General features: G+C 59.6%; 22 protein-coding genes, 1 tRNA gene and 2 rRNA genes. 11 read left to right on the top strand and 14 right to left on the bottom strand.

The features are described from left to right. Window positions 1–26: 26 nt before the first annotated feature. Complete coding sequence (locus HY29_RS14785; protein ID WP_162176738.1) at window positions 27–929, bottom strand: aspartyl protease family protein; 903 nt, start codon at window positions 927–929, stop codon at window positions 27–29. 271 nt (window positions 930–1,200) lie between these two features. Here HY29_RS14785 and HY29_RS14780 point away from each other — a divergent pair, with 271 nt between their 5' ends. Both HY29_RS14780 and HY29_RS14775 read left to right on the top strand, forming a co-directional pair. Then, the gene (locus HY29_RS14780) at window positions 1,201–2,445 is read left to right on the top strand and encodes an acetyl-CoA C-acetyltransferase (protein WP_034798267.1); all 1,245 of its coding nucleotides are present in this window, start codon (window positions 1,201–1,203) and stop codon (window positions 2,443–2,445) included. A 185-nt stretch (window positions 2,446–2,630) separates the two neighbouring features. Beyond that, window positions 2,631–3,032 (top strand): SpoIIAA family protein, encoded by a 402-nt coding sequence (locus HY29_RS14775; RefSeq protein WP_034798265.1) that lies wholly within the window; start codon window positions 2,631–2,633, stop codon window positions 3,030–3,032. 15 nt (window positions 3,033–3,047) lie between these two features. Here the strand turns inward: HY29_RS14775 and arsC are convergent, their stop codons facing one another. The 6 genes from arsC to HY29_RS14745 form a co-directional block, all read right to left on the bottom strand. After that, window positions 3,048–3,449 (bottom strand): arsenate reductase (glutaredoxin), encoded by a 402-nt coding sequence (gene arsC, locus HY29_RS14770; RefSeq protein ID WP_034798263.1) that lies wholly within the window; start codon window positions 3,447–3,449, stop codon window positions 3,048–3,050. Then, complete coding sequence (locus HY29_RS14765; RefSeq protein WP_081811436.1) at window positions 3,446–4,180, bottom strand: aquaporin; 735 nt, start codon at window positions 4,178–4,180, stop codon at window positions 3,446–3,448. The genes arsC and HY29_RS14765 overlap by 4 nt, the downstream gene beginning before the upstream one ends. A gap of 93 nt (window positions 4,181–4,273) precedes the next feature. Next, complete coding sequence (locus HY29_RS14760; RefSeq protein WP_051601577.1) at window positions 4,274–5,269, bottom strand: DNA topoisomerase IB; 996 nt, start codon at window positions 5,267–5,269, stop codon at window positions 4,274–4,276. Between the two features lie 99 nt (window positions 5,270–5,368). Then, window positions 5,369–6,349 (bottom strand): hypothetical protein, encoded by a 981-nt coding sequence (locus HY29_RS14755; RefSeq protein WP_034798261.1) that lies wholly within the window; start codon window positions 6,347–6,349, stop codon window positions 5,369–5,371. 103 nt (window positions 6,350–6,452) lie between these two features. Beyond that, window positions 6,453–7,613, bottom strand: a complete 1,161-nt coding sequence (dnaJ, locus tag HY29_RS14750) for a molecular chaperone DnaJ (RefSeq protein WP_034798259.1) — start codon at window positions 7,611–7,613, stop codon at window positions 6,453–6,455. Between the two features lie 134 nt (window positions 7,614–7,747). Beyond that, entirely contained in the window at window positions 7,748–9,058 is a 1,311-nt protein-coding gene (locus HY29_RS14745; RefSeq protein WP_162176737.1) for a penicillin-binding protein activator, read from the bottom strand. Between HY29_RS14745 and rsmI the strand changes: the two genes are divergently transcribed. Continuing rightward, a complete protein-coding gene (gene rsmI, locus HY29_RS14740) occupies window positions 9,058–9,978 on the top strand; it encodes a 16S rRNA (cytidine(1402)-2'-O)-methyltransferase (protein WP_081811430.1) in 921 nt (306 codons plus the stop codon). The two genes, HY29_RS14745 and rsmI, sit on opposite strands and share 1 nt — an antisense overlap. Window positions 9,979–9,985: 7 nt before the next feature. Beyond that, window positions 9,986–10,372, top strand: a complete 387-nt coding sequence (locus HY29_RS14735) for a YraN family protein (RefSeq protein ID WP_034798254.1) — start codon at window positions 9,986–9,988, stop codon at window positions 10,370–10,372. Here HY29_RS14735 and HY29_RS14730 read toward each other — a convergent pair. From HY29_RS14730 to HY29_RS14720, 3 genes are all read right to left on the bottom strand, one after another. Next, window positions 10,369–11,595 carry an MFS transporter gene (locus tag HY29_RS14730; protein ID WP_034798253.1) on the bottom strand — a complete coding sequence of 409 codons (1,227 nt, stop codon included), beginning with the start codon at window positions 11,593–11,595 and terminating at the stop codon, window positions 10,369–10,371. The genes HY29_RS14735 and HY29_RS14730 overlap by 4 nt on opposite strands. A 183-nt stretch (window positions 11,596–11,778) precedes the next feature. Then, complete coding sequence (locus HY29_RS14725; RefSeq protein ID WP_034798252.1) at window positions 11,779–12,453, bottom strand: cytochrome b/b6 domain-containing protein; 675 nt, start codon at window positions 12,451–12,453, stop codon at window positions 11,779–11,781. Window positions 12,454–12,459: 6 nt separating this feature from the next. Then, the gene (locus HY29_RS14720; RefSeq protein ID WP_051601574.1) at window positions 12,460–12,987 is read right to left on the bottom strand and encodes a c-type cytochrome; all 528 of its coding nucleotides are present in this window, start codon (window positions 12,985–12,987) and stop codon (window positions 12,460–12,462) included. Window positions 12,988–13,172: 185 nt separating this feature from the next. Between HY29_RS14720 and HY29_RS14715 the strand changes: the two genes are divergently transcribed. Beyond that, a complete protein-coding gene (locus tag HY29_RS14715) occupies window positions 13,173–14,153 on the top strand; it encodes a glutathione S-transferase family protein (RefSeq protein ID WP_034798246.1) in 981 nt (326 codons plus the stop codon). Window positions 14,154–14,240: 87 nt separating this feature from the next. Then, complete coding sequence (locus HY29_RS14710) at window positions 14,241–15,389, top strand: acyl-CoA dehydrogenase family protein (RefSeq protein ID WP_081811429.1); 1,149 nt, start codon at window positions 14,241–14,243, stop codon at window positions 15,387–15,389. A 99-nt stretch (window positions 15,390–15,488) separates the two neighbouring features. On the opposite strand, the gene HY29_RS14705 is transcribed toward HY29_RS14710, so the two are convergent. Continuing rightward, on the bottom strand, window positions 15,489–17,006 hold the full coding sequence (locus HY29_RS14705) for a flavin-containing monooxygenase (RefSeq protein WP_034798245.1): 1,518 nt from the start codon (window positions 17,004–17,006) through the stop codon (window positions 15,489–15,491). A 213-nt stretch (window positions 17,007–17,219) separates the two neighbouring features. Here HY29_RS14705 and HY29_RS14700 point away from each other — a divergent pair, with 213 nt between their 5' ends. From HY29_RS14700 to HY29_RS14680, 5 genes are all read left to right on the top strand, one after another. Beyond that, on the top strand, window positions 17,220–19,226 hold the full coding sequence (locus HY29_RS14700) for a transglycosylase domain-containing protein (protein WP_051601573.1): 2,007 nt from the start codon (window positions 17,220–17,222) through the stop codon (window positions 19,224–19,226). Window positions 19,227–19,266: 40 nt separating this feature from the next. Further along, complete coding sequence (locus tag HY29_RS14695; protein WP_034798241.1) at window positions 19,267–20,307, top strand: class I SAM-dependent methyltransferase; 1,041 nt, start codon at window positions 19,267–19,269, stop codon at window positions 20,305–20,307. After that, complete coding sequence (locus HY29_RS14690; RefSeq protein WP_034798238.1) at window positions 20,307–20,978, top strand: pseudouridine synthase; 672 nt, start codon at window positions 20,307–20,309, stop codon at window positions 20,976–20,978. Before HY29_RS14695 ends, HY29_RS14690 begins: the two co-directional genes overlap by 1 nt. 121 nt (window positions 20,979–21,099) lie before the next feature. Continuing rightward, window positions 21,100–22,929, top strand: coding sequence for an ABC-F family ATP-binding cassette domain-containing protein (locus tag HY29_RS14685; protein WP_422119931.1), 1,830 nt, complete (start codon window positions 21,100–21,102; stop codon window positions 22,927–22,929). Between the two features lie 72 nt (window positions 22,930–23,001). Then, complete coding sequence (locus HY29_RS14680) at window positions 23,002–23,415, top strand: PAN domain-containing protein (RefSeq protein ID WP_034798234.1); 414 nt, start codon at window positions 23,002–23,004, stop codon at window positions 23,413–23,415. A 69-nt stretch (window positions 23,416–23,484) separates the two neighbouring features. Here the strand turns inward: HY29_RS14680 and HY29_RS14675 are convergent. The 3 genes from HY29_RS14675 to HY29_RS14665 all read right to left on the bottom strand — a co-directional run bounded on the left by HY29_RS14675 (window position 23,485) and on the right by HY29_RS14665 (window position 26,701). Beyond that, window positions 23,485–23,561 (bottom strand) — tRNA-Met (locus tag HY29_RS14675). 159 nt (window positions 23,562–23,720) lie between these two features. Next, window positions 23,721–23,835 (bottom strand): 5S ribosomal RNA (rrf, locus tag HY29_RS14670). Between the two features lie 92 nt (window positions 23,836–23,927). Continuing rightward, window positions 23,928–26,701 (bottom strand): 23S ribosomal RNA (locus HY29_RS14665). Window positions 26,702–26,891: the final 190 nt, after the last annotated feature.

The raw sequence follows: 26,891 nt of genomic DNA, 5'->3' as shown, positions 1-26,891 counted from the left end.
GCGGTGTTACTTCATCTGGCATGTCTTCAATCGATACGCGACACCCGTGTGGTCGTGCAGATAAGGCAATCCACCCGCGCACGACGCAGGATGAAGCTGTCATCGCGTCGGTCCAGCTGCATGCGGAAATGCGAGAGGAAATCCATGCCAAGCACCATGACGGGCTGATCCTGGATTTCCAGATGCGTGAACAGTGCCGGGTCTGACACCAACAGGTCCAGCCGCGTCAAATCCATCTGACCCAGCGAGAGTTTGGAGACCCGCGCGATGCGCACATCATACTCCTCCCCTGTCAGGCCGAGCAATTGCTTGGTCTTTTCCCTGTTGGTGGCCACACCTGAAAGCTCGGCAAAGCGGCTATTGATATAGGTGATGGATGAGCCGGTATCGATCAGAGCCCGGCCTTTTACATTGTTGATCTCGACATCGACATAGAAAAGGCCCGAAACCTCGTGCAGGTCTGTCTTGCAGACGCGCGCGCTGAGCCGACCGTTGGGACGGCCATCATACAGGGTCAACGTCTCTTTCCCGAAATCGAAGTCCAGGACGTCCGCTTCCAATATGCTCGCAGGGAAAACGTTGTACACGCCCTCCACGGCCGGGCTGGTGTCGAGCGCGGCATTGAGGGCACCCAGATGGACATTCCCGGCCGACAGGCTTTTCAGTTTCAACAGGGGAAAGTCTTCCGGGCCGCCCAGGCCGAGCACGGTGATCAGCTGAGGTTGTCCGGGGCTGATCTCCACGGGAACGAGACCAACGGCATGGGCCGTCTTGCCCTCAATCAGCGTCATGGTCGCGGCAGTATCCAGCACGCCAGAGGTTGTAACGCCGTTTTCCAGCGTCAGGTCCACAATCGGGCGATCATATTCATCCAGGTCAAAAGGGATGACGAGGCGTTCCGTTGCCAGTGCCGGAAGGGCAATGGTCACGGATATGGCCAGGACCAGCCCGCGCCATAAGCGGCGGGCTTGCCCGGCCCCTGAGGGGGCGACTCCTCCCACGATTGCGCCTTTCTGATATGCGCTTATATTTCTCATAATATGGCACAAATCGCCCTCGCCGCCAAATTTGGCGGCTCCTGTCATGCTGCGCCTGTAGTAAAGACAGGAAAACCTACCCCGACGTCACGACTAGCCCTTACGCTTACGTTCGCGTAAACCAGCGAAAACTATAGAAGATAACGATCAGGGAGAGAAGTTCATGGCCGAGGCCTATATCATCGACGCAGTCCGCACCCCGCGCGGCATTGGCAAGGTCGGCAAGGGATCCCTTGCGCACCTTCACCCCCAGCATCTGGGCGCAACCGTGCTGAGCGCGATCCGCGATCGCAACAACCTGGACACGGCCACCGTGGATGATGTGATCTGGGGAACGTCCAGTCAGCGCGGCGCACAAGGCGCCGACATGGGCCGCATGGCCGCGCTCGATGCCGGCTTTGATATCAAGGCTTCCGGCGTGACGCTGGACCGGTTCTGCGGCTCCGGCATCACGACGGTCTCCCTCGCCGCGGCGCAGATCATGTCCGGCATGGAAGACTGCGTCATCGCAGGCGGCTGCGAGATGATGAGCTACACGGCAGCCACGGCTGACCCGAAAAACCCGCCAATGATGGACGCCGGCAACCTTCACCTGCGTGAACTGCACCCGCAATCCCAGCAGGGCGTTTGCGCCGATGCCATCGCCACGCTGGAAGGCATTGACCGCGAAGCCGTTGACCAACTGGCTGTCACCTCCCAGCAGCGCGCAAAACGCGCCATGGATGAAGGCCGTTTCGACAAGTCCATCGTGCCGGTCTACAACCGCGATGGCACGCTGGCGCTGGACAAGGACGAGTTCCCGCGCCCAAGCACCACGATGGAAAGCCTAGCCGGCCTGAAAACCGTGTTCAACATGTTCATGGATGTTCCGGTCGACGACAATGGCAACACCTATGGCAAGATGGTCACCAAGAAATATCCGGAGCTGGAAGGCAAGATGACCCATGTGCACCATGCCGGGAACTCCTCCGGTGTTGTGGACGGCGCAGCCGCCATCCTGGTCACCTCCAAAGACTATGCCGACAAGAACGGCCTGAAACCCCGTGCACGGATCGTCGCAACAGCAAACATGGGCGACTGCCCGACACTGATGCTGAACGCGCCGGTTCCGGCAGCGAAGAAAGTCCTTGAAAAGGCTGGCCTTTCCAAGGACGACATCGATGTCTGGGAAATCAACGAGGCGTTCTCGGTCGTTGCCGAGAAGTTCATCCGCGACCTGGATCTTGACCGCGAAAAGGTCAACATCAATGGCGGCGCCATGGCGCTGGGCCACCCGATCGGCGCCACCGGCTCCATCCTGATCGGCACTGTGCTGGACGAGCTGGAACGCTCTGGCGGCCGCTATGGCCTGGTCACGATGTGTGCGGCTGGCGGCATGGCCCCGGCAATCATCATTGAACGGATTTAATTGAACGGATCTGAAGGTTTCCTCCCACAAACTTCAATGCAGATCCATTCATGACTGCCCGGCCTGCAACAAGGCCGGGCTTTTTTTTGAAATTTGGGGCAACAGCCCCTATATGTAATTCAGAAGGAACGCGGGGCCCCGGTCGCGCGTTGCTTTTTTGATTGAGCAACCCTGACAGGAGACCCATGCCTTATACGATCCAAGCTGAAAACACCGACCTTTTTTCCATCGACGCGCAAGGTGAACTGAACCCAGACAACATTCCCGAAGCCGTTGACCAGATCATGGAGCAGACGAGCGAGGAAGACCCTGGAAGTTTGCTGGTGCGGTTGCAGCATATGGATCTCGGCACGCTCCATAATGTTGCAAGCAGTTGGTCCCGGACCGCTGAATTCTTCGCCCTCCAGAAGCGCTTCAACAAGGTGGCCGTTCTGACGGACCAGCCTTGGGTGCGCCAGTCGGCCAAGATGCAGGCCGTGGCCCTGCCCGATACGGAATTGAAGGTCTATGACCTGGCCGATGAGGCCGATGCCCGCGTGTGGCTGGAAAAGCAGGCAGCGCCAGCCGCTGAGCCTGAACTGGCCTAAACGCGCAACAGCCTTTTAGCCGGATGTAACCGTGTCGCCGTCTTCCTTTGTGAAACTGGCAGGCGGATTGTCCAGCAAGGCGAATACCTTCTCAGAGGGACGGCACAGCGCCGTCCCTTTTTTCGTGACCACAATCGGCCGGTTCACAAGGATGGGATGCTGCAGCATCGCCTCGAACAGCTCTCCCTCCGTAATATCCGGATCGGTCAGGCCGAGTTCCTCTGCCGGGCTTTTGGCGACACGCAGCACATCACTTGGCTTCAGCGTCAGATCATCCAATAGGCGGGCAAGCTGTTCGCGTTGCCACCCACGCTCAAGATATAGAACGATTTCAGGGTCTTCCCCGCTTTCGCGTAGAATCCCGAGAACATTGCGCGACGTACCGCACTCTGGATTGTGATAAATTGTGGGTCTCATACCGGCCTCTCCCTGAACAGCCATCCGCAAAACACGGTGGCTGATACCGCGCCTATCAACTGGGCGGCTATGAAGGGCAATATACTCTGCGGCGCGATCCCGGCAAATGTATCGCTCAACCCGCGGGCGATTGTGACCGCCGGATTGGCGAAGGAGGTGGACGCCGTAAACCAATAAGCGGCGCTGATATACAGCCCCACCATCATCGGAACAGCCTCTGGCCTGAGGCGCACACCCGCAAGGATGGCTGCAACCAGACCGAATGTGGCGATGCCTTCGGAAAACACCTGCGCGGCGCCGTCCCGCCCATGCGTGGAGACCTGAAGGACGGCCTCGTCAAACATCAAATGCGCTGCCCAGACGCCCAGAATGCCGCCTGCCACCTGCATGGCGAGATAGGCCAGGGCCAGCGGCAAGGTAATCTCCCGCCGCAAGAAGAAGGCCAGCGTAACCACCGGATTGAAGTGCGCGCCAGAGACCGGGCCAAGCATGGTGATCAGCACATAGAGCCCCGCCCCGGTCGCCACGGTATTGGCCATCAGCGCCATGGCCTCGTTACCGCCAGCCAGGCGCTGTCCCATGATGCCACTGCCGATCACAACCGCCAGCAGCAGCGCCGTGCCGAGCGCCTCGGCCACCAGACGGCGCGAGACGGAAAACAACAGCAAGGGTGGCTCAAGGCTCGCGCCAGCATCGATCTGGTGGCGTAGCGCGCCTGTTTGCTTGGTCATACAAATCTCTCCCTCGAGCGCAGACGCATACAGGGCGAGAACATCTCTGACGATGAGGTTTTCAAACAAGTTTTAGTGAACAACATGCGGCGCTTAGCGCAGCTGGGGCGCAGCCTCCAGCACTGCGATGAGAAGGTCCTCCCCGGTCAGCTCACACATGTCTTCCCTCAGGTCACTCGGACGCTGTTTATCGCGTGCCATGTCCAGCAGAACGGGATGGATATAGGAGGATTTGGCAATGGCAGGCGTGTTGCCCAGCGCCTTGGCGGCAGCCTCCGTAACGGCTTTCACGGTGATGCTTTCAGCCTGGCAGAGCGCATCTGCGGCGGCGACACTGCCCTTCCAGGTGCGGAAATCCTTCGCGGTGAAAGACAGGCCCAGAGTCTCCTGAATATAGGCGTTCACATCCTGCGCAGAGGGCCGCACACGGCGGGAGCGGAACAGGAATGCGCCCTTCTCTTCCATCAGGGATCGGATGGTCTTTGCCAGCAATTTGTCACGCACGCTCACACGGCGCGGCACGCCGCCCTTTGCCTTGTAGGCGCAGATCACCTTGTTGCCTTCAAGGGTCACATGAGATTTGCGCTGGCTGACCGCGCCATAGGTCTTGCGGCCGCACTGGCCGATGCGCAGCGCGCCCCTGTCCAGCAGGCGGACAATCGCGGCGAGGCGTCTCTCACGCGGGCAATCGGAATAGGTCAGATCATGCCGCACGCGCCGTCGCAGTTCCGGTAGGGCATGGCCGAATGCCAGCAGGTCGTCAAACTTGGCAGAGCTGCGCGTGGCAGACCAGGTCGAGTGATAGCGGTATTGCAGGCGGCCCGCATCGTCGCGGCCAGTTGCCTGAATATGGCCGCGCGGGTCGGGGCATATCCATATGTCGCTCCAGGCCGGCGGCAGCACCAGGGCGCGGCACCGCTCTGCGCGCTTGCCTTTCAGCGTGTGTCCATTCTCGTCCTGATAGGTAAAGCCCTTGCCGCATTTGCGGCGCGTCCAGCCCGGCATTGACGGGTCAGCCCGCACAAGGCCAATCGCCTCAGCGGTGATGCCCTCGCGGCACAGCGTTTCCGGATCTGCACTGAAAGCCATTGGCGTATCTCTTGCGCGGGAATGCCGGGATCAACGACCCCTGTCGCAAAAGAGTTCCCATGGGAGACGCAGATACTCTCACCCATAGGGAAACAGTCTCTAAACCGCCTCACTTACCGCTTTCAGTTTTTCGCGGAGTTCGGGCCAGGTGATCTCGAAGAGTGGGTCTCCGTCGGCGCCGGATTGGTCCAGTTTTCTGAAGCCGAACATCTTGCCCATGCGGACGATGCTGGGGCGTTCCACCTGCATGATGAAGGGCACGGTCTCAAGATCAAAGTCCGAGGCGACGCGCCAGATGTGGTGAACATGGCTGCGGATAAGGGTGCGGATTGCCTGCGTTCCGCCCGACTTGCCCCCCTCCGGGCGATAATCCGTCAGCATACCAATGGCAAACAGCAGGATGCATCCGCACGGCTCACCGACAGAGGCAACGGCGATGTCCATGACATCATGATCAGACAAGGCCCCTCTCTTGTACAGCAAGGTGCCCGTTGGATTCAGGGGAATGACCATGGAGATGCCCATACGCTGGCCGGCTTCATCCAGCACATAGGCAAAGCTTTTGGGATAGCGGTCCTGAATGCTGGTATTGCGCAGCAACTTGTCCACATAATCGCCTGAATAATTAGCACTTTCCTCGAAGCATTCCGCATTCATGCGGCTGAATTCTTTCAGGGCGTCATTGTCGGACACAATTTGCAACTCATCGGCCGGAAAGCGCAGCTCGCCATGTTCGGTCAGCCTACGGAGGTCTTCCAGAAGATAGCTCTGGCGGTTTGTCTGAAGGCCCTTCACCAACTCACCCGCAGGGTTGCGCGTCAGCATGTAGCGAAGCAGCGGCATGGCAACGACGATACTGAGGGTCACGGCCTGGGCGAGCCCCACCGTGTTGAAGACGAGCGCGCTGGTATGGCCTGCCTCCTGTGCCCACGCCCCAAGTGACGGGCTAAGCGCCGCCGCAGCGCGTATGAGTGTGCTGATGACCAGCACAGCCAGCACGCCAATCCATATCCATCTCTCAATCCGGGAAAAACCCTTCAGGGCGCCATTCAGCCCTCGAAAAACATGTCCTGACTTCATGCCGCTGCCCTGCTCTCATCGCCTTGCGATGAGGTATTGCGGAAGTCAGCCCGGCGGACAACCGCCAGACCGTTAATGCAGGGCAAATGGGTAAGGCAGACGCCTAGTTCGGGCGCTTTTCTTCGTGGTCGCCGCTCCAGAAGCGTTTGATACGGCCAAGGAAGCCTTCGCTTTCCGGGTGGCAATCGGCGCCTGTGCACTCACAGAATTCGCGCATCAGCTCTTTCTGGCGGGCGGACATGTTACGCGGAGTTTCCACGAACATCTCCACGAACAGGTCACCTGTATGGCCTGACTGGCGAACCGACGGCATGCCCTTGCCGCGCAGGCGCAGCTTGCGGCCCGTCTGGGCCCCTTCCGGCACGACGACGCGCGCGCGGCCGCCATCAATGGTCGGGATCTCGATCTCGCCGCCCAATGCAGCCGTCGCCATGGGCACGGGTGCGCGGCAGTAGAGGTTCGGGCCGTCGCGCTCGAAAATGTCATGCTCGACGACATCGACGAAGATGTAGAGGTCGCCGCGCGGGCCACCCTGCTCGCCGGGTTCGCCCTCGCCGGACAGACGGATGCGCATGCCGCTCTCGACGCCTGCCGGAATCTTCACCTGCAACTTGCGTTCTTCGCGCACCTGACCGGCGCCGCCGCATTCCTTGCAGGGTTTCTTGATGATCTTGCCCTTGCCGCCACAGCGCACACAGGTGCGTTCCATGGTGAAAAAGCCCTGCTGCGCGCGCACACGGCCATGGCCGTCGCATGTATCGCAGATTTCGGGGCTGGTGCCGGGGGCCGCGCCGGAGCCGTCACAGCCCGTGCAGGGCACAGCCTGGGGCACGAGAATGGTCTCTTCCTTGCCAGCCCAGGCTTCCGCCAGCGTGATCTCCAGATCATAGCGCAGGTCTGAGCCGCGCTGAGGGCCACCACGGCGACGCCCGCCGCCAAAGCCGCCTGCGCCGAACACCTGGCTGAACAGGTCCGAGAAAATGTCTTCGGGATTAACGCCCGCGCCGAACGGATTTCCGCCGCCGCCCCCGCCGCCATTTTCAAAGGCGGCATGGCCAAGGCGATCATAGGCGGCGCGTTTCTGGCCGTCACTGAGCACGGCGTACGCCTCGCCCACTTCCTTGAACTTTTCCTCGGCTTCGGGATTTCCGGCGTTTTGGTCCGGATGGTATTTCATGGCCAGTTTGCGGTAGGCGGACTTGAGCTGTTTCTCGTCCGCATCACGCGCAACACCCAGCACGTCATAATAGTCACGCTTGCTCATGGAATGGCTGCCGTCTTCCAGTGCTGCTAAAACCTCAGCCGGTCATGTGGGGGGATAAGTCCCGCAACGCAAGGGAGGCCTGCAGATTGCCTCAACGGCAGGCTGTAATTGTTGCCTTTATACCCGGGCCTGCCTCAACTGTCGCCGGAGCTGAAGGATTCTACGCCGCCCTCAACCACAGTCGGGCCGCCGGATTCGATCTGCTTTACCGCCAGGCCCCGCTCGGATGTGCCGTCAATGCGGAAACGGAACAGGCCGTTCACACCATAGAAGCCGTCCGGATCAGTCACGCCGCCATAGCTGAGATTGTCTTCCCCGGCGAGGCGCACGGCGAGAGCCGCCGCATCATAGGCCTGACCGGCCAGATCGGTCGGTGCGCGGCCATAGATCCGTCGATAGGTGTCGCGGAATGTCGCCTGATTGGCCGGGTCTGGCGACGCAAACAGGCCGCCGGCCAGCGTTGGCTCTCGCCAGATGCTGGAATCGTCCCAGTAAGACGTGCCGAGCAGCTTCACCTTGCGCATGTCCACGCCATTATAAGGCAGCAGCGGCGCAACAGACAGCAGCTTCACGCCGCGCTCCGGGATCATCACGGCGACGCGGCCAGGGCGGCTGGCCAGTTCGGATTTCAGCACGCTGGCGATCTGGCGCGCTTCGGCGCCTGCCCCGCTGGACGGGTCATAAAAGGCAGATGCCGCCACAACAGCGCCAAGACGGCCCGCTTCATAGCGCATCGCAGCCTCAACCTGGCGGCCATAATCGCTTCTGGGGCCGAGGAAAACGAATGTGTCGACGCCGCGCGCCGCAACATATTCCATCACGCGGCGCACTTCTTCGTCAGGCGAGACAGAGGCGAGATAGGCCCCGCCGCCCGCTGCGCTGCGGTCATTGGAGAACGCGATGACCGGGATTTCCTTGTCGCGGGCAATCTGGCGAACCGTTTTCACATTGGCGCCGAACAGCGGCCCGAGAATGACGTCTGCCTTGTCCTTGATGGCCTCATCGGTGCGGGCCTCTGCAACAGAGGTTTTCCCGGCGGTATCCATCGGGATGATCAGGAAATCCTTGTCGGCATATTCAAACAGCGCCAGCTCAATGCCGGCCAGCATGCTTTCCGCCTCTGCCCGCACATTGGCGTTCGGGTGGGAGAAAGGCAGCATCACGGCGGCGCGCTTGATGTCGCGACCGTCCATGAAAGGCGGGGTCAGGCCGCCATCGCCGCGAACCTTGGCGGTATCTTCCGGCTCTTCCATCTCGCCGACATCGACATCGCCGCGATTATCGCCCAGATCGCGCGGTACGCCGGTGACGGGTTCTTCGCGCGGCTGGCCGGTGCCGATGGGCACAGGTTGGCGCGCCGGAGCACTGGCGCAGGCCGTTGCCAGCAGCAGGGATGCGAGTAGAAGGCTTGGCGCGGGGAACTTCCTGAGCAATGGTTGAAGCAATGTCATCTCCTGATCCTTCTGACTCCGGGGCGATTCCCGCCACGGGCGACTCTATTCCTGCTCATCCGCAGGGGCAACCGCGCGTAACGCTTGCGCCCGGGCTTTATGTCGTTTCGACGCCAATCGGCAACCTTCGAGATATCACGCTTCGTGCGCTGGACGTGCTGGCCGCTGCAGATGAAGTGCTGGCGGAAGACACACGCGTCGCCGGAAAGCTGATGTCAGCCTATGGGCTTAAGGTGCGCCTCAGCCCCTATCATGACCACAATGGGGCAGAACGGCGGCCGGGCCTTATCAAGGCGCTGCAGGAGGGTGCAAAGATTGCGCTGATCTCCGATGCGGGCACGCCGCTGGTGTCTGATCCGGGCTGGAAGCTGGCGCATGATGCGCTGGAGGCCGGGGTGCGCGTCTTCCCCATTCCGGGGGCGTCCGCCATGCTGGCGGGTCTCGTCGCCAGCGGCCTGCCGAGCGACAAATTCCTGTTTGCTGGCTTTCTGCCGCCAAAATCCGGTGCGCGGAAATCTGCCGCCGAGGCGCTGAAGGCAGTACCGGGCACGCTGATCTTCTATGAGAGCGGTCCGCGTCTGGCCGATGCGCTGGCAGACCTGGCCGAAACGCTGGGCCCGCGTGAGGGCGCCGTGACGCGGGAACTGACCAAGATGTTCGAGGAGACCCGCCGGGGCACACTGGCAGAGCTGGCCGCGCACTATGCCGAGGCAGGCCCGCCGCGCGGAGAGATCGTGCTGCTGGTCGGCCCGCCGGGGGAAGAAGAAATCACCCCGGAACAGCTGGACGCCGCCTTGCGCGACGCGCTGGACGGCCAGCCGACCAAGGCCGCCGCCAATGCGGTCGCCGCCGCGCTCGGCCTTCCCAAGCGGGACGTTTATCAACGGGCGCTGCAACTGAAAGCCGGTGACTGAGGGGCCCATGCCTGAGGGACGCGCCCCCTCCCCAAAACGCAAGGCCGCCGAACTGCGCGGCCGCAAGGGCGAGACACTCGCCGCCTGGTCTCTCCGCCTCAAGGGCTATCGTATCCTGGCGCAGCGCGTGCGCACGCCGGTCGGCGAGATTGATCTGATTGCGGAGAAATCCGGCATAGTTGTCTTTGTGGAGGTGAAGGCCCGCACGGGCCGGCTCGCCGCGCTGAACGCGGTGACGCCCCATGCCTGGGGCCGCATCGCCCGCGCCGCCGACTATTGGATGGCCCGCCGACCGCACTATTCCGAACATGGCTGGCGCTATGATCTGATCGCCATCACCCCTGCCCGCTGGCCCGAACACATCAGAGACGCCTGGCGCCCCGGGATGGGTTAAACCTTGGGCTTCGCGAGCTTCCTGTAGACGCGCGTGAACGGGCTCTTCGGCACGGGGATGTAGGGCATCTTGCGTGTGATGGTGGACGGGTTCAGACCGACGCGGAGGATGCTGAAGACGGCAAGCACCAGATAGATCGCCGCGACATACCAGAACAGCGCCGCTGGATGGAGGACACTCATGGCGACGGCGCCTGCGAGCCCGCCGAAGACCGAGCCGAGCCCATGCAGCAGCAACAGCCCGCCGCTGGTCGCGACCGCCTTGCCGACAGCGGCATGGTCATTCGCATGGGCCGCGCAGATGCCAAAGGTGGGGATGATCAGCCCGCCAAAGAAGAAGCCGAAAATGAGCAGCGCGCTTTGCGACACGCCGGCAAAGCTGGCCAGCAGGATCGCCGCCACCGCGCCAGCCACAGAGCCACCGATGATAACATAGCGCCGGTCAATCTTGTCAGACAGGGTGCCCATCGGGAACTGGAACAGGCCCGCGCCGATAATCGCCGTACTCATGAAGACCGCCACCATGGCCGAGCCATAGCCGACCTTTTGCACAAAGACCGGCGCCATGCCCCAGAAGGCGGCATTGGCAAGGCCAGTCAAGAACGCGCCGACGGCCCCAACAGGGGAAACCCGGTAGAGTTCGCGAATGTCCAGCTTTGCGGTTTCCAGCGGCGCGGGAGAACTGGTTCTGGTCAAGGCCACCGGCACCAGTGCGATGGATATCAGGATCGAGACCAGAATGAACAGCTTGAAGCCGGACGGTGCCGAAACCGCCAGAAGAAGGTTACCAATGGTGACGGAACCAAGGTCCACCATTCTGTAGACGGACAGGATCTTGCCGCGATTGGCATTCGTTGCGCGCTCATTGATCCAGCTTTCCAGAACCATGGTGAGGCCCGCAAAGCTGAAGCCCGTCACAAAGCGGAGCAGCGCCCACGGAATTGGCTCAACGAACAGGACGTGCGCCAGCGCGCTGGACGAGGCAATCGAGGCGAGCGCCACAAAGGCCCGGATGTGGCCGACATTCTTGATCATACCCGGCACGAAGCGGCAGCCAAGGATAAAGCCCGCATAATAGGCAGACGTCAGCCCGCCGATTACCGCCGTCGGAAAGCCTTCCAGATCGGCGCGCACAGCCAGCAGCGTGCTTTGCAGGCCATTGCCCGCATAAAGAATAGCCGCCGCAATGAGCAGAGACCCAATTGAAGAAATTGACCTGAACATGGCTGTCTCTGAAGGGTCTGGTGTGGAGGCTGTAAACGGTGCCTGCAGTAAAGCATGCAGGCGCTGACGTGTTCCGCCGTCTTGTGTGGAAAATACTGCGCGGGCGGGCCGTGACACGTAATTGTGCAGGCCTACCCCTTCAAGGGCAGGCACTGCACGCAAATTGACGTGTCCTGTGGCCCGTCAGCCGATCGTCAGAATGGCATAGACCGCCGCCACGGCGATGGCCGCAGCGATCAGGAACCGCACCCATGGCAGGCGGTTGTCCTGGACGTCAGCCTCTTCGAACTCAGCTGCGTCTCGGCGGCCTGTTACCATCGGGCGGACCAGATTGTCCTTGAAGAACACAAGATAGACGGCAATCGCGATGACATGCAGGCAGATCAGGGTGAACAGCACATTGAAGCTGATCTCGTGGATTTTAGCCGCCTGACGGCCGACATCAAACGAGACAAGGCTGGCCAGTGGCCCGGATTCCAGACCATCCGTATCCACCGAGAACAGGCCTGTGCCGAGCTGAACCGCCAGCGACGCCAGCATGGCAAACACGCTGAGCGAGCCAACCGGGTTGTGCCCGAAATACGGATGATGCCTGCCGGCCAGCAGATCCTTCACATAGCCAACCAGCGCGCCCGGCCCCGCCAGCATAGTGGCAAACCGGGCGGTCTTCGTTCCGATCAGCCCCCAGACAAGGCGGAACACCAAAAGGCCCACCAAGATGAGCCCCAGCCTTTTGTGCCAGTCCATGATGTGCTGCTCTGCCGTCCACCACATGGAGGCCACGAGCAGCACGATTGCCCAGTGGAACAGGCGCATTGCGCCGTCCCACACAATGACGCGCGTCGTGTCTTGCGTCATGCCGGATCAGTCGTCCGCGCGGTACGTTTCGTGACAGCTCTTGCAGGTTTTGCCGGTTTCCCCGAACGCAACCTTGATCGCATCGACATCATCGGTCTTCGTCGCTTCGCTCAGCTGTGCGGCTTCGGTCTGGAAGTTGGCGACCTGCTGACTGAAGTCTCCCGGGTTTTCCCAGATGGCCGGCAGGGCATCCGTCTTTACGCCGCTGTCCGGGCCGGAGCCTTCGGGGAACCAGGTGTCCATACCTTCGGATTCCGAGACCAGATTCGCGGCGGCTGTCTGAATGGCTGCCATGTCCGGATCGGAGGATTTCAGCTGGTCGCTGATCGTCTTGAAGGCCTTGCCGTAATTCTTCAGATGGGCCTGACGGGCATCAATCTGCTCTTTCGGGGTCATGCCATTGGCCAGGATGACCTCTTCAGCGCCTGCCTCCGGGGCGGCGGCCGACTCTGGCGCATCTCCCGAGCCACACGCTGCCAAAAGGGAAAGGCCAAGCAGGGCCGCGGCGGCAACAGATGTCTTGCGATGGGGCATGAGGGAGTCTCCTTGAGGGTTCGCTGCATGTATGGATAAGCAAAGCCGGTAACAGGAGCAAGCGTTCCCGCGATCTAATATTGAGACATCCCGCCATCTGTATAACTGTTATGCCTACGAAACCGGTGACCCCTCTCACGCGTATTGAGTTACAAAGGAAATGATAAAAAACAAAGGACTGGGATATGGCTGGCTTGCTGGTGAATGGCGAATGGAAACAAAAGGATGAGTTCGCCGAAGAAGATGGAAAATTCAAACGCCAGGATTCCTCTTTTCGCAACTGGATCACTCCGGATGGCTCCGCCGGACCGGATGGACAGAATGCCGTCAAGGCAGAGCCGGGGCGCTATCATCTCTATGTCTCATATGCCTGCCCGTGGGCTCATCGCACGCTCATTTTCCGCAAGCTGAAAGAGCTGCAGGATCTGATCCCCGTCAGCGTAGTGCACCCGCACATGCTGGATAATGGCTGGGAACTGTCTGACGACTTCCCCGCCGCGACGGGCGACCCGCTCTATGGCAAGAAATATCTGCACGAGATCTACACGCTGGCGCAGCCGCACTATACCGGCAAAGTGACCGTGCCCGTTCTGTGGGACAAACAGGAAGAAGCCATCGTGAACAATGAAAGCGCGGAGATTATCCGCATTTTCAACACCGCCTTCAACGGGATTACGGGGAACACGGAAGACTATTATCCGGAAAGCCTGCACGATGAAATCGATCAGGTAAATGATCGCATCTACGAGACGGTGAACAATGGCGTCTACAAATGCGGCTTTGCCGAAACGCAGGACGCCTATGATGAGAACATCACGCCCCTGTTCGATACACTGGACTGGCTGGAACACCGCCTGTCGACAAATAGCCGAAAATATCTGGTGGGCAACATGCTGACCGAGGCGGACATTCGCCTGTTCACGACGCTGATCCGCTTTGACCCCGTCTATTATGTGCATTTCAAATGCAACATGAAGCAGATCCGCGCCTATCCCGCGCTGAATGACTATATGCAGCGTCTGTACGAAATGCCGGAAGTGAACCCGACGGTGAATTTCGAGCACATCAAGCAGCACTATTACTATTCCCACAAACACATCAATCCATACCGGATCGTGCCGAAGGGCCCGCGGGACAATGTCACCGATCTGGGCATTCGCATGTAGCGGGCCGTCACCCCGTATTTCCCCTGATTGCGCAGCCAGGCGGCGCGCGGCTTACTGCCATGGACACTCCGGACAAGGGAGAGTGACATGGACGGCAGTTTTCCGCTCGCAGAGCCCCTGCTCTGGGATCATTCACATGGCAAGGCAGACGAAGCCTTCCGCGCGGATGTCGATGCGTTTCTCGATGAAGAACTGACCGAGGAATTGCGCATGGCAGGCCGCGCGACGACAGGCCTGAAATCTGCACATTGGGCATGTGACGCCTGGCGCAAGCGCCTGGCAGAACGCGGCTGGTATGCGCCGTCCTGGCCCGTCGAATATGGCGGCGCCGGATGGAGCCCGCAGCAACGCCTCTATTTCGAAAATGCATGCGCCGAGCGCGATGCGCCGATCCTGATGAATTCAGGCGTGCGCACCATCGGCCCCCTGATCATCGCCGCCGGCACCGAGCAGCAGAAAGCGCATTACCTTCCCGCTATCCTCCGGGGGGATCATGAATGGTGTCAGGGCTTCTCTGAGCCTCAAGCGGGCTCCGACCTCTCCTCTCTGGCCTTCCGCGCAACGCGGGACGGCGATGATTTTATTCTGAATGGCAGCAAGGTTTGGACCAGCTTCGCACATTATGCGACGCACATGTTCCTGCTGGCGCGGTGTGAGCCCGGCAGCAAGGGCCGGGATGGCCTGGTCTTCCTACTGGTAGAAATGCATCGCCCCGGCATCCGTGTACGGCCGATTGAGTTCATCAGCGGCGAGAGCGAGACAAATGAAGTCTTCTTCGATGATGTGCGCACGCCAATTGCCCATCGCATCGGCGAGATCGGCGAAGGCTGGAAAGCCGCGAAACAGCTGATGGCGATTGCCCGCGGCAACAATACGACAACCGGCCTGCTGCGCCGGGCCCTGCGGGCTGTGCGGCGCGGACTGGATGATCTGGAAGGACGCTATCCGGCCATGGAAGCGAAACTCGGCGCGATGACCATGAAGGTCGACATGTTCGAGGCCATGGAGGCGCGCGCATCTCATGGCTTGATGGAACTGGAAGAGGCCCCGGCCGCGTCTGCGCTGAAGCTGCTCGCAACTGAGCTGCATCAGGAAATTACAGAGTTCGGGCTGGTTGCCGCACCGGATAGCGAGTTCGCGAAAGCGAAATACTTTGCGACACGCGCCGCGACCATCTATTCCGGCACCAGCGAAGTGCACCGCAATATCCTGTCCCACGCGATCGGTTGTCCTTGAGCTTCATGCCTTGAGCAAAGCCGAAGCATAACAATCGTCACTGCGAATTGGCGTTGGCGGACTCAGATATGATCGGAGTCCACCAGCTGACGTGACGCCTCAGGCGTCTTCCGGCACTTTCGCCTGTTTGCGTTCATAAACGAATTCCGCGCCTTCCAGATCAATCGCCGGCAGCTCATCCCGCTCTCGCCAATAATCCTGTGTATGCTGCCAGATATAGGCGGTGCCCCGTTTCGGCATCAAATGCATGGAGCGCATCAGATAGCCCGGATTGAAATTGTCCGGATCGATCCAGGGCTTGATCTCCATATCCTTGTCTTCCTCGCGCAGTTCCACATGCACCTCGGCCGCGCCGTTGTCGTCCATATGTTTCAGCAGGCGGGAGATGAAATCTCCCATGAGGTCCACCCGCAGCGTCCAGCTGGCGCGGAAATAGCCGAACACCCAGGCCATGTTTGGCACACCGGTAAACATCATGCCGCGATAGGTAATGGTCTGGCTGAAATCGATCGGCGCGCCATCCTTGGAGAACGGAATGTCTCCGAGCACGGACAGGTCGAAGCCTGTCGCCGTGATGATGATATCGGCCTCCAGCTCTTCGCCGGATTTGAGCAGGATGCCCTTCTCTGTAAAGCGGTCGATATGATCCGTCACGACGCTCGCCTTGCCGCTGGCGATGCCCTGGAACAGGTCTCCATCCGGCACGAAAGCAATGCGCTGCTGCCAGGGGCGATAGCGCGGTGTGAAGTGCGGGTCCATCGGGTAATCAGGCCCCAGGAATTCGCGCACACCGTTCAGCAATTGCTCCTTCACGGCGTCCGGCACAGTCTGCGCCAGATGGGTAAATTGCGCCTGATCAAACAGCACGCGGCGGCGCACGATCTCGTGAATCCACTCTTCCTCAATACCCACTTCGCGCAGGGCGTCGGCCAGTTCGTTTTCATTGCGGCCCGGGATGAAATAGGTCGGCGAACGCTGTAGCAGCGTGACATGTTCGCACTCCCCGGCAATCGCGGGCACGACCGTCGCCGCCGTCGCGCCGGAGCCGATGCAGATCACCTTCTTGCCTTTGAGATCCACATCTTCAGGCCAGGTCTGCGGGTGGATGATCTGACCTTTATAGTCGTCCATCCCCTCCCATTCGGGCGTGTAGCCCTTCTCGTGATTGTAATAGCCCTGGCACATCCACAGGAAGTTCGCGGTGAAATACAGGGTCTCGCCTGTGTCTTCGCGTTTTGCCGTCAGCGTCCACAATTTGTCTTCAGAGGACCAGTCAGCCGCCACGATACGGTGACGATAGCGGATGTTCGGGGCCAGATCATTGTCCTCGATCACCTCGCCCATATAGGTCAGGATTTCCTGCGCCGTGGCGATGGGCGTGCCGGTCCATGGCTTGAAGCGATAGCCGAAGGTGTAGAGGTCACTGTCGGATCGGATACCGGGATAGGTGTGCGTGCGCCAGGTACCGCCGAAATCTCCCTGCACTTCCAGAACCAGATAGGATTTATCCGGGCATTGATGCTTCATATGCCAGGCCGCGCCGATACCGGATATGCCCGCACCGACAATCAGTACGTCAAAATGCTCTGCGGCTGTCGCCTTGCTCGATGATGCCATATTTTCCTCCCATGCGCGGCTCTTTGGCGGCCTGCGGTCATTATTGGTCAGAGTAGACCAGATTTTCGGAAGGATTTCACTAGGGATTTGCCCTTAAACTTTTGGATCACCCCGCGTCAGGCAGGTGCAAAGCCCTGTGGCCTTTGCCTTTTCCTTGCCTAATTCCTCAGTCAATTCTCTTGTTTACGCATGGCATTCAGGTAATCGGCAGATATGGCAGGCAAAACAGCCCCCCGAAAATCCGCGCGCGCCATAAAGGTGCCCTCAAAACGCTTCGCGTTCGTGCGTAGCGGACCGGGCAAATATCTGGCGCTTTCCCTGCTGTTCGTCCTGCTGGTCGCAGCGGGCTGGGGCCTGTGGAAATGGCGCTCTCTCTATGCCGGTATGCCCAGCCTGCCTGAAGTGTCAGAGCTGTGGGACGCCAAGCGCGAGCCGGCCATCGAATTCGTGGACCGGAATGGCAATACGCTGGATGTGCGCGGGCCCCGCTATGGCAGGGCCACCGATATCAGCCGCCTGCCGCCACACGTGCCGCAGGCCTTCATCGCCGCGGAAGACAAACGCTTTTACGAGCATGACGGCGCAGACGACGCGGCCATTGCCCGCGCGGCCTGGTCCAATATGCGGGCCGGGGAAACGGTCTCCGGTGCCTCCACCATCACGCAGCAACTGATCAAGAATCTGGTGCTGGATAGCCGGCAGACGATTTCCCGCAAGGCGCAGGAAATGAAGCTGGCCCGCGCGCTGGAAAAGAAGATGACGAAGGATCAGATCCTGTCGCTCTATCTGAACCGGGTCTATTTCGGCGCAGGCCTGTACGGCATTGACGCCGCCGCGCGCTATTATTTCGGCAAGCCGCCGGAAGACCTGACCATTTCCGAAGCCGCGATTCTGGCTGCCCTGCCCAAGGCGCCGTCGAAGCTGAACCTGCGAGAGAACCTCGAAGGCGCAAAATCCCGCCAGCGCTATGTGCTGTCCGAAATGGCAGACCTTGGCTTCATAACGCCTGAACAGGCCTTGGAAGCGGGCGAAGCGCCGATCACCATTATTGATCCGCCGGCCTATGACCCGCAATTCGGCTATGCGCTGGATACAGCGGCAGAGCGCCTGAAGGCCATGCTGCCACGTATTCCGGGGGATCTGGTGGTCACCGTCTCCATCGATCCGCAGATGCAGCAAACGATCCAGGCGAAACTGGCAGAGCGCATCGAGAAAGACGGCAAGGCCTCCAAGGCGTCTCAGGTCTCCGCGCTGGTGATCGACAAGAATGGCCGCGTCGTCGCCCTGATTGGCGGGGTGGATTACAAGGCGTCAGAGTTCAACCGCGTGACCCAGTCTCGCCGCCAGCCGGGCTCTGCGTTCAAACCCTTCGTGTATGCGTCCGCGCTGGAGAACGGCTTTACGCCTTATGACGTGTTCCAGGATGCGCCGCTGTCCATCGGCAAGTGGCAGCCGTCCAACTATACCGGAAATTATCTGGGGCCAATGACACTCAGCGAAGGGCTTGCACGCTCCATCAATACGATCGCGGCGGAGCTTGGGCAGGAAGTCAGTGAAGAGAATGTCATCCAGTTGGCCCACCGCTTTGGCATTACGACAGAGCTGAAGCCCTTCCCCTCCATCGCCCTGGGCAGCCAGGAAGTCTCGCTGTGGGAAATCACGCGCGCCTTTGGCACATTCCAGTCTGGTGGCGAACGGCTGGACCCGTGGCTGATCGACCGTATCGAGAATTCCCGCGGCGACATTCTGTATGAGCGGCCTGATTATAACCGCGACCGCGTCTATGACTATGAATACGCCAAGGAGATGAACGCCATGCTGACCCGCGTGGTGAACAGCCGTGTCGGCACGGGCGGTAGGGCGAAGATCCCCAACTGGACCGTGGCGGGCAAGACCGGCACCAGCCAGGACTGGCGCGATGCCTGGTTCATCGGCTTTACCAGCGCCTATGTTGGCGGCGTCTGGGTCGGCAATGATGATGACAGCGCGATGAACCATGTGACAGGCGGCGGCCTGCCGGCTGATCTGTGGTCTGATGTGATGACCATCGCCCATAGCGGCATGAAGCCTGAGCCCCTGCTGGGCGCAGAAGAAGGCCTGGAAATGAGCGAAGAGGCCGAAGAGCGCATTACCTTCTATCGGGGCCTGGCCCAGGCATTCAAAACCGCCTCTGGCGGGCGCAGTCCGGATGGCAAGAAGGTGCGGGTGATCCGGCAGTAAGCCTCTTCCCCGCGCCGCCCAAAACCCCTAAACAGCGCGCATGTTTGATACAGCTGTCTACGAAACCCTGATGCTGGCCCTGGAAGACGGGTCTGTCGAGATGCCGGACACAGGGCCGGTTCTGTTCCTGCGCGCCGAAGCCTCGCCGCATCTTTCCGGCCTGCCGAAAGACCGGCTTGTCTGCCAGAACAGTTTCAAGCCGGATCATGACGCGCTGAAAGCAGCAGGCTTTGACATGCTGCCGCCGGAAACGGAGACTTTCCCAGCCACGGCGCTGACGCTGATCCTGCCGCCGCGCCAGAAGGACGAGGCCCGCGGCCTGTTCGCTCGCGCCCTGCGCGATGCGCCCGAAGGCGGCATCATTCTGGCCTGCCTGCCCAATACACTGGGCGCGAAGACGAATGAGAAAATTCTGGCCGAGATCGCGGGCGAGACGGACAGCCTGTCCAAGAACAAGTGCCGCGCCTTCTGGACCGTCAAGGACAGCACACAGATCAATCATGCCTTGATCGATCAGTGGATCGCCATCGACTCACCGCAGGAGATGGACAGCGGCCTGTGGAGCCGTCCCGGCCTGTTCAGCTGGAACCGCGTGGATGCAGGCTCTGAAATCCTGGCCGACAGCATTCCGGAATATATCAAGGGCCATGGCGCAGACTTTGGCGCAGGCCAGGGTTTCCTTTCGCGCGAAGTGCTCTCCAATTGTCCGAAGGTGGAGCATATGACCCTGCTGGAAGCAGAGCACCGCGCCCTTGCCTGCATGGACAAGACCCTGGCAGAGTTTGAGAACTGGGACGCCAAATGGGCCGATGCGACGAAGGATGCAGGCGAGCGCCTGTATGACTTCATCGTGATGAACCCGCCCTTCCATGTTGGCCGCGCCGATGCGGCCTCGCTGGGGCAAGACTTCATCCGCGCCGCCTCTCGCGCCCTGAAGACCGGCGGCCAGCTCTGGCTCGTCGCCAACCGCCACCTGCCCTATGAGCAGGTGCTGGGCGAATGCTTCAAGGGCCATGAGATGCTGGAAGACGAAGGCGGCTACAAGATCATCCGCGCCGAAAAGCCCAAGCGGAAACGCTGATGAAGGCCGATCGTCAGCTTGCGAAATATCTGGCGAACCTCGGCTATGGCAGCCGCAAGGAAATAGAGGCCGCCATTCGCAAGGGCCGCGTGACAGGCGAAGGCGATGCGCTGCGCTTTGATGGAGCGCCGGTCGACCCGCCGCCCGGCATGGTCATCCTGATGAACAAGCCGGCGGGCCTTACCTGCTCTCGCCAGGACCAGGGCCGCCTTGTCTATGAATTGCTGCCGCCGCGCTATCTGAAGCGCACGCCCGCGCTTTCCACTGTCGGGCGGCTGGACGCTGACACCACCGGGCTTCTTCTGTTTACGGATGATGGCAAGCTGTTGCACAGGCTGATCTCGCCGAAATCCGACATGCCGAAAACCTATGATGCAACCCTTGCCCGGCCGCTGGAAGGCCATGAGGCAGACCTGTTCGCCAGTGGAGAGTTGATGCTGCGCGGAGAGGACAAGCCCCTGCTGCCCGCCACACTTGAGATTACAGGCGAGCGCACCGCGCGACTGACGCTGACCGAAGGCCGCTATCATCAGGTGCGCCGCATGTTCGCCGCGGCCGGCAACCATGTCGAGGCCCTGCACCGCGCCAACTTTGGCCTGCTCACACTGGGCGACCTGCCAGTGGGCGACTGGCGGCATCTGACAGCGGAAGAAATCGCCGCGCTCGGCTAGTCTTCGCGTTCCAGTTTCAGATTGAAACACGGCGTTTCCTCTGTGTTTTCAACACAATTGGCCGCCGAGCCTACCCCTTCGGACAGCACGCCCCCTAGCGTCGCCCCCCTCGGCGCGCTACATCGCGCACATGGCACAACCTCCCTTGATCACCCTGAATGACCTTCGCCTGTCCTTTGGCGGACAACCCCTGTTCACAGGCGTCAGCTTCTCCCTCTCCAAGGGCGAACGCGTGGCGCTGGTGGGCCGCAATGGCGCAGGCAAGTCCACCTTGATGAAGATCATCTCGGAAAAGGTGGAGGCCGATTCCGGCGAGGTCTGGCGTCAACCCGGCATCACCTATGCCATCGTCGCGCAGGAGCCGGATCTTTCCGGCTTTGACACGGTGCTGGACTATGCCTCGGATGGGCTGGAAGCGGCTTATATGGCCGAAGCGGAGCTGATGGAATTTGGTGTTGAGGCCAGCGCCGATCCCTCCACCCTGTCTGGCGGGCAGCAACGCCGTGCGGCGCTGGCCAAGGCCTTCGCGCAAGACCCCGATGTTCTGCTGCTGGACGAGCCGACAAACCATCTGGATGTGCCGATGATTGAAGCGCTGGAAACGCGCCTCAAGGGCTTTAACGGCGTCGTCCTGCTGGTCAGCCACGACCGGCGCTTTCTGGAGAATGTCTCCACCAACACGCTGTGGCTACGCCAGGGCAAGGTGCTGAAAAGCCCGGAAGGCTATGTGAAGTTCGACGAATGGGCCGAGCAGATCGAGGTGGAAGAAGAACGCCAGATGCGCCGCATGACGACGCAGCTGAAAGATGAACAGCACTGGTTGGCGCGCGGCGTCACCGGCCGGCGCAAGCGGAACCAGGGCCGCCTTGCCCGCCTGAAACAGATGCGCGTTCAGCATGCGCAAATGCGCAGCGCGCTGCAGGATCGCAAGAGCACGGCAGACCTCTCCGTCAGCACCGGCGATTCCATGAGCAAGAAAGTGATCGAGGCAAAGGACCTTTCCAAGACCTTCGATACGCCCAAAGGCCCCTTGGTGATCGCGGCGGATTTGTCGTTACGCATTTTGCGCGGAGACCGTATCGGCATTATCGGCCCTAATGGTGCGGGCAAGACGACGCTTGTACGCCTTCTGCTGGGAGAGATTGAACCGGATTCCGGCAGTGTACGGCAATCCAAGACCCTGCAGGTGACCTATCAGGACCAGACCCGCGACACGCTGACCCCGACAGATACGGTATGGGAGGCACTGGCCCCAGGGGGCGGAGATTCCATCATGGTGCAGGGCAATCAGCGCCATGTGGCCGCCTATGCAAAAGACTTCCTGTTCAAGCCGGAACAGCTGCGCCAACCTGTTGGGGCGCTGTCTGGCGGGGAGCGGAACCGACTGGCGCTCGCCATCGGGCTTGCCCAGTCTTCAAATCTTCTGGTGATGGACGAACCGACCAACGATCTGGACATGCAGACGCTGGAACTTCTGGAAGACATGCTGCTGAATTATGATGGCACGCTGATCCTGGTCAGCCACGACCGGGCCTTTCTGGACTCGACTGTGACCAGCTGCCTGTGCCCTGTGGGCGATGGAAAATGGGTTGTCACAGCCGGGGGCTGGAGCGACGCGCAAGACCAGCTGAAGCATTTCCGCAAGGATGAGGCAAATGCCCAAAAGGCGGAAAAATCCAGAACAGACAATGCACAACGGCCGAAACCCAAGACGAAACTTTCCTTCAAAGACGAGCACCGCCAGAAAGAGATCAACGATCTGATCCCCAAGCTGCAGACGGAGATCAAGACACTGGAAGAGAAGCTGGGCGACCCGGATTTCTATACACGTGACCCTGACGGCTTCGCAAAGGCCTCAGCCCGCACGGGCGCGGCACGTGAAGAGCTCGACATGATCGAAATGGAGTGGCTGGAGATCGAGGAAAGACGCGAGGCGCTTGCCGGCAGCTGATCTGCCCTGCAAGGAACCTTTCCTTAAGGCCGCCGCTTCTAGTTTCACAGACACGTCTAGCGAGTGGATGCCATGCGCCCCTTCCCTGTCATGCTAACCTTGGCCTGCCTGGCGCTACCTGCGGCAACGGCCGTTGCCGCGCCTCCCGTAGAACCCGAAAGAGGCGTTTACCGGTTTGGCGGCACGTATGATTACAGCTTCACAGACACGGCCGAGGCCTGCCAGGCACTCTGCACAGCAGATGAAGCCTGCGTCGCATGGAGTTTCGTGAAGAGTAACAGCGCCGGAAATTCCCGCTGCGAACTGAAAGATGCGGCTGGCACAGCCCAGCGTAATCCATTTGCCTCCTCTGGCATGTCAGCTGCGCAAGCAAAGGAGCTTGTGACCAGATCCGTACCGACCATTTCGGACATTGAAGAGACGTCTGGCGAGGAACTCGCAGGCGGATTGCTCCCCTCTCCCCCGATCCAGGCACCTCATTACTGATACTTTCCGGAAAATTTAGCTCCAGAAACAGGAAAACCCCCGAAATCCGCGAGGATTTCAGGGGCTTTTTGGGTGCGGGAGTAGGATTTGAACCTACGACCTTCAGGTTATGAGCCTGACGAGCTACCGGGCTGCTCCATCCCGCGTCAGTATGTATTACACTTAGGAGACCTGCCCCTGAAATGCAAATCCGGCCGCGAGGGCCGGACAGATCCGCCAGAGCAAGCTCGGCGGCAGGCCGTATACGGCCAAAATCGTCGTAAGTAGAAAGATATGTCTGCAAGACAGATGACTGGGCTCTGCGGACCCGGCAGCGACCTACTCTCCCACGCCTTAAGACGTAGTACCATTGGCGCAAGGGGGCTTAACGACCGAGTTCGGAATGGGATCGGGTGGGGACCCCCTGCCATAACCACCGGGTCGGCGGAAACCAGTCAGGGAATATGAACCAACATGTTCTTTAATCGAGTTTGTGTAGAAGCAAATACGCTTTCAACTACACATGAATTTCAACAATCAAGCCTATCGAGCAATTAGTACCGGTTAGCTTCACGTGTCGCCACGCGTCCACACCCGGCCTATCGACGTGCTGGTCTTGCACGGCTCTCAGGGATACCTGGTTTTGAGGTTAGTTTCCCGCTTAGATGCTTTCAGCGGTTATCTAGTCCACACATAGCTACCCTGCAATGCGGCTGGCGCCACAACAGGTCCACCAGAGGTGTGTTCATCCCGGTCCTCTCGTACTAGGGACAAATCCTCTCAAGTATCCAACACCCACGGCAGATAGGGACCAAACTGTCTCGCGACGTTCTGAACCCAGCTCACGTACCACTTTAATCGGCGAACAGCCGAACCCTTGGGACCTGCTCCAGCCCCAGGATGTGATGAGCCGACATCGAGGTGCCAAACGATGCCGTCGATATGGACTCTTGGGCATCATCAGCCTGTTATCCCCGGAGTACCTTTTATCCGTTGAGCGATGGCCCTTCCACTCGGGACCACCGGATCACTATGACCGACTTTCGTCTCTGCTCGGGGTGTCCCCCTCACAGTCAGGCAGGCTTATGCCATTGCACTCAACGAGCGATGTCCGACCGCTCTGAGCCTACCATCGCGCGCCTCCGTTACTCTTTAGGAGGCGACCGCCCCAGTCAAACTACCCGCCACACAGGGTCCCGGTCCCATCCAGGGACGCGGTTAGACATCAAAGAAATTAAGGGTGGTATTTCAAGGTTGGCTCCACAGCATCTGGCGACACTGCTTCAAAGCCTCCCACCTATCCTACACATAAGTTCTTTAATGCCACTGTGAAGCTGTAGTAAAGGTTCACGGGGTCTTTCCGTCTGACCGCGGGTACCCCGCATCTTCACGGGGAATTCAATTTCGCTGAGTCTATGTTGGAGACAGTGGGGAAGTCGTTACGCCATTCGTGCAGGTCGGAACTTACCCGACAAGGAATTTCGCTACCTTAGGACCGTTATAGTTACGGCCGCCGTTCACCGGGGCTTCAATTCAAGGCTTGCACCTCTCCTTTTAACCTTCCGGCACCGGGCAGGCGTCAGACCCTATACGTCGTCTTGCGACTTCGCAGAGCCCTGTGTTTTTGATAAACAGTCGCAACCCCCAATTTTGTGACCCTCAATCCTGGTTGCCCAAGTTGAGGCCTCCTTCTCCCGAAGTTACGGAGGTAATTTGCCGAGTTCCTTCAACATAGTTCTCTCAAGCGCCTTGGTATGCTCTACCTGACCACCTGTGTCGGTTTCGGGTACGGTCTAATAGGGAGGCTATTTCCAGGAACTTCCAGGCCGCAGACCCAATCCAATAAGGGTCTACAACTTTCGAAATCCGTCACTCATCCCTTGGCCCACGAATATTAACGTGGTTCCCATCGGCTACGCCTTTCGGCCTTACCTTAGGGGCCGGCTAACCCTGCGCAGATTAGCTTTACGCAGGAACCCTTGGTCTTTCGGCGAGAGGGTCTCTCACCCTCTTTGTCGCTACTCATGTCAGCATTCTCACTTCCGATACCTCCAGCAAACCTCACGGTTCACCTTCACAGGCTTACGGAACGCTCCGCTACCACTCATTACTGAGTCCGCAATTTCGGCGAATAACTTTAGTCCCGATACATTTTCCGCGCAGAGGCGCTTGATCAGTGAGCTGTTACGCTTTCTTTAAAGGATGGCTGCTTCTAAGCCAACCTCCTGATTGTCTCAGCACCTCCACATCGTTTCGCACTTAGCTATTACTTGGGGGCCTTAATTGGCGGTCTGGGTTGTTTCCCTTTTCACGACGGACGTTAGCACCCGCCGTGTGTCTGCCACGCATAACTTCTGGGTATTCGGAGTTTGAGAAGGTTTGGTAATCCGGTGAGGACCCCTAGCCCATTCAGTGCTCTACCCCCCAGAGTCTAATCGTGACGCTCTACCTAAATAGATTTCGCGGAGAACCAGCTATCAGCAAGTTTGATTGGCCTTTCACCCCTAGGCACAGGTCATCCGAGAGCTTTTCAACGCTCAACGGTTCGGCCCTCCAGTGCGTGTTACCGCACCTTCAGCCTGCCCATACCTAGATCACTTGCCTTCGGGTCTAATGCTACGTACTCAGTCGCCCTATTCAGACTCGCTTTCGCTGTGCCTACACCTAACGGCTTAAGCTTGCACGCAACACTAAGTCGCTGACCCATTATACAAAAGGTACGATGTCACTCCGAAGAGCTCCATCAGCTTGTAGGCATCCGGTTTCAGGTACTGTTTCACTCCCCTCATCGGGGTACTTTTCATCATTCCCTCACGGTACTTGTTCACTATCGGTCGGTAAGGAGTACTTAGGCTTGGAGGGTGGTCCCCCCATGTTCAGACAGGATTTCACGTGTCCCGCCCTACTCTAAAAGGTCTTCATTTTACGGATACGGGGCTATCACCCACTATGGCGTACCTTCCCAGATACTTCTCCTTATTTCAGACCAGGCCTGGTCCGCGTTCGCTCGCCACTACTAACGGAGTCTCAATTGATGTCCTTTCCTCCGGGTACTTAGATGTTTCAATTCCCCGGGTTCGCTTTTTAACCCTATGTATTCAGATTAAAATACCTCACTATTGAAATGTTAGACACGTCGAGCGCCGAAGCGCTCGAATTATCCAACATCTCGGAGGTGGGTTTCCCCATTCAGAAATCACCGGATCAAAGGATGCTCTCGCCTCCCCGGTGCTTATCGCAGAGTGCCACGTCTTTCATCGCCTCTTACCGCCAAGACATCCCCCGGATGCCCTTTTGACGCTTGATCGTTTTTGAAATCCATGTGCAGTGGAAAACGCATTTGCGGTCCACACACTGGATCTCGATCAGACATGTTGGTTTCTTGCAGACTGACCCTTTGATGCAACTACCTTGCGGCAGCGCACTGTTCGGCTGAAGCTGGACCACTATGAGCACTTGGCTCTGAGCAGCGATCCAGCCGGATCAATCTTTCCCTT

The organism is Hyphomonas beringensis (genome assembly GCF_000682755.1).
In the GTDB taxonomy this organism is placed as follows: Bacteria; Pseudomonadota; Alphaproteobacteria; order Caulobacterales; family Hyphomonadaceae; genus Hyphomonas; species Hyphomonas beringensis.
The sequence above is the reverse complement of the archived record's forward strand: the minus strand, read 5'-3'. Positions and strand labels throughout refer to the sequence as shown.

Excerpts from the sequence above, each read along its gene's own strand:
- HY29_RS14780 (WP_034798267.1), top strand. The coding sequence starts at position 1,201 with ATGGCCGAGGCCTATATCATCGACGCAGTCCGCACCCCGCGCGGCATT.
- HY29_RS14775 (WP_034798265.1), top strand. The coding sequence starts at position 2,631 with ATGCCTTATACGATCCAAGCTGAAAACACCGACCTTTTTTCCATCGAC.
- arsC (WP_034798263.1), bottom strand. The coding sequence starts at position 3,449 with ATGAGACCCACAATTTATCACAATCCAGAGTGCGGTACGTCGCGCAAT.
- HY29_RS14765 (WP_081811436.1), bottom strand. The coding sequence starts at position 4,180 with ATGACCAAGCAAACAGGCGCGCTACGCCACCAGATCGATGCTGGCGCG.
- HY29_RS14760 (WP_051601577.1), bottom strand. The coding sequence starts at position 5,269 with ATGGCTTTCAGTGCAGATCCGGAAACGCTGTGCCGCGAGGGCATCACC.
- HY29_RS14755 (WP_034798261.1), bottom strand. The coding sequence starts at position 6,349 with ATGAAGTCAGGACATGTTTTTCGAGGGCTGAATGGCGCCCTGAAGGGT.
- dnaJ (WP_034798259.1), bottom strand. The coding sequence starts at position 7,613 with ATGAGCAAGCGTGACTATTATGACGTGCTGGGTGTTGCGCGTGATGCG.
- rsmI (WP_081811430.1), top strand. The coding sequence starts at position 9,058 with ATGTCATCTCCTGATCCTTCTGACTCCGGGGCGATTCCCGCCACGGGC.
- HY29_RS14735 (WP_034798254.1), top strand. The coding sequence starts at position 9,986 with ATGCCTGAGGGACGCGCCCCCTCCCCAAAACGCAAGGCCGCCGAACTG.
- HY29_RS14730 (WP_034798253.1), bottom strand. The coding sequence starts at position 11,595 with ATGTTCAGGTCAATTTCTTCAATTGGGTCTCTGCTCATTGCGGCGGCT.
- HY29_RS14725 (WP_034798252.1), bottom strand. The coding sequence starts at position 12,453 with ATGACGCAAGACACGACGCGCGTCATTGTGTGGGACGGCGCAATGCGC.
- HY29_RS14720 (WP_051601574.1), bottom strand. The coding sequence starts at position 12,987 with ATGCCCCATCGCAAGACATCTGTTGCCGCCGCGGCCCTGCTTGGCCTT.
- HY29_RS14715 (WP_034798246.1), top strand. The coding sequence starts at position 13,173 with ATGGCTGGCTTGCTGGTGAATGGCGAATGGAAACAAAAGGATGAGTTC.
- HY29_RS14710 (WP_081811429.1), top strand. The coding sequence starts at position 14,241 with ATGGACGGCAGTTTTCCGCTCGCAGAGCCCCTGCTCTGGGATCATTCA.
- HY29_RS14705 (WP_034798245.1), bottom strand. The coding sequence starts at position 17,006 with ATGGCATCATCGAGCAAGGCGACAGCCGCAGAGCATTTTGACGTACTG.
- HY29_RS14700 (WP_051601573.1), top strand. The coding sequence starts at position 17,220 with ATGGCAGGCAAAACAGCCCCCCGAAAATCCGCGCGCGCCATAAAGGTG.
- HY29_RS14695 (WP_034798241.1), top strand. The coding sequence starts at position 19,267 with ATGTTTGATACAGCTGTCTACGAAACCCTGATGCTGGCCCTGGAAGAC.
- HY29_RS14690 (WP_034798238.1), top strand. The coding sequence starts at position 20,307 with ATGAAGGCCGATCGTCAGCTTGCGAAATATCTGGCGAACCTCGGCTAT.
- HY29_RS14680 (WP_034798234.1), top strand. The coding sequence starts at position 23,002 with ATGCGCCCCTTCCCTGTCATGCTAACCTTGGCCTGCCTGGCGCTACCT.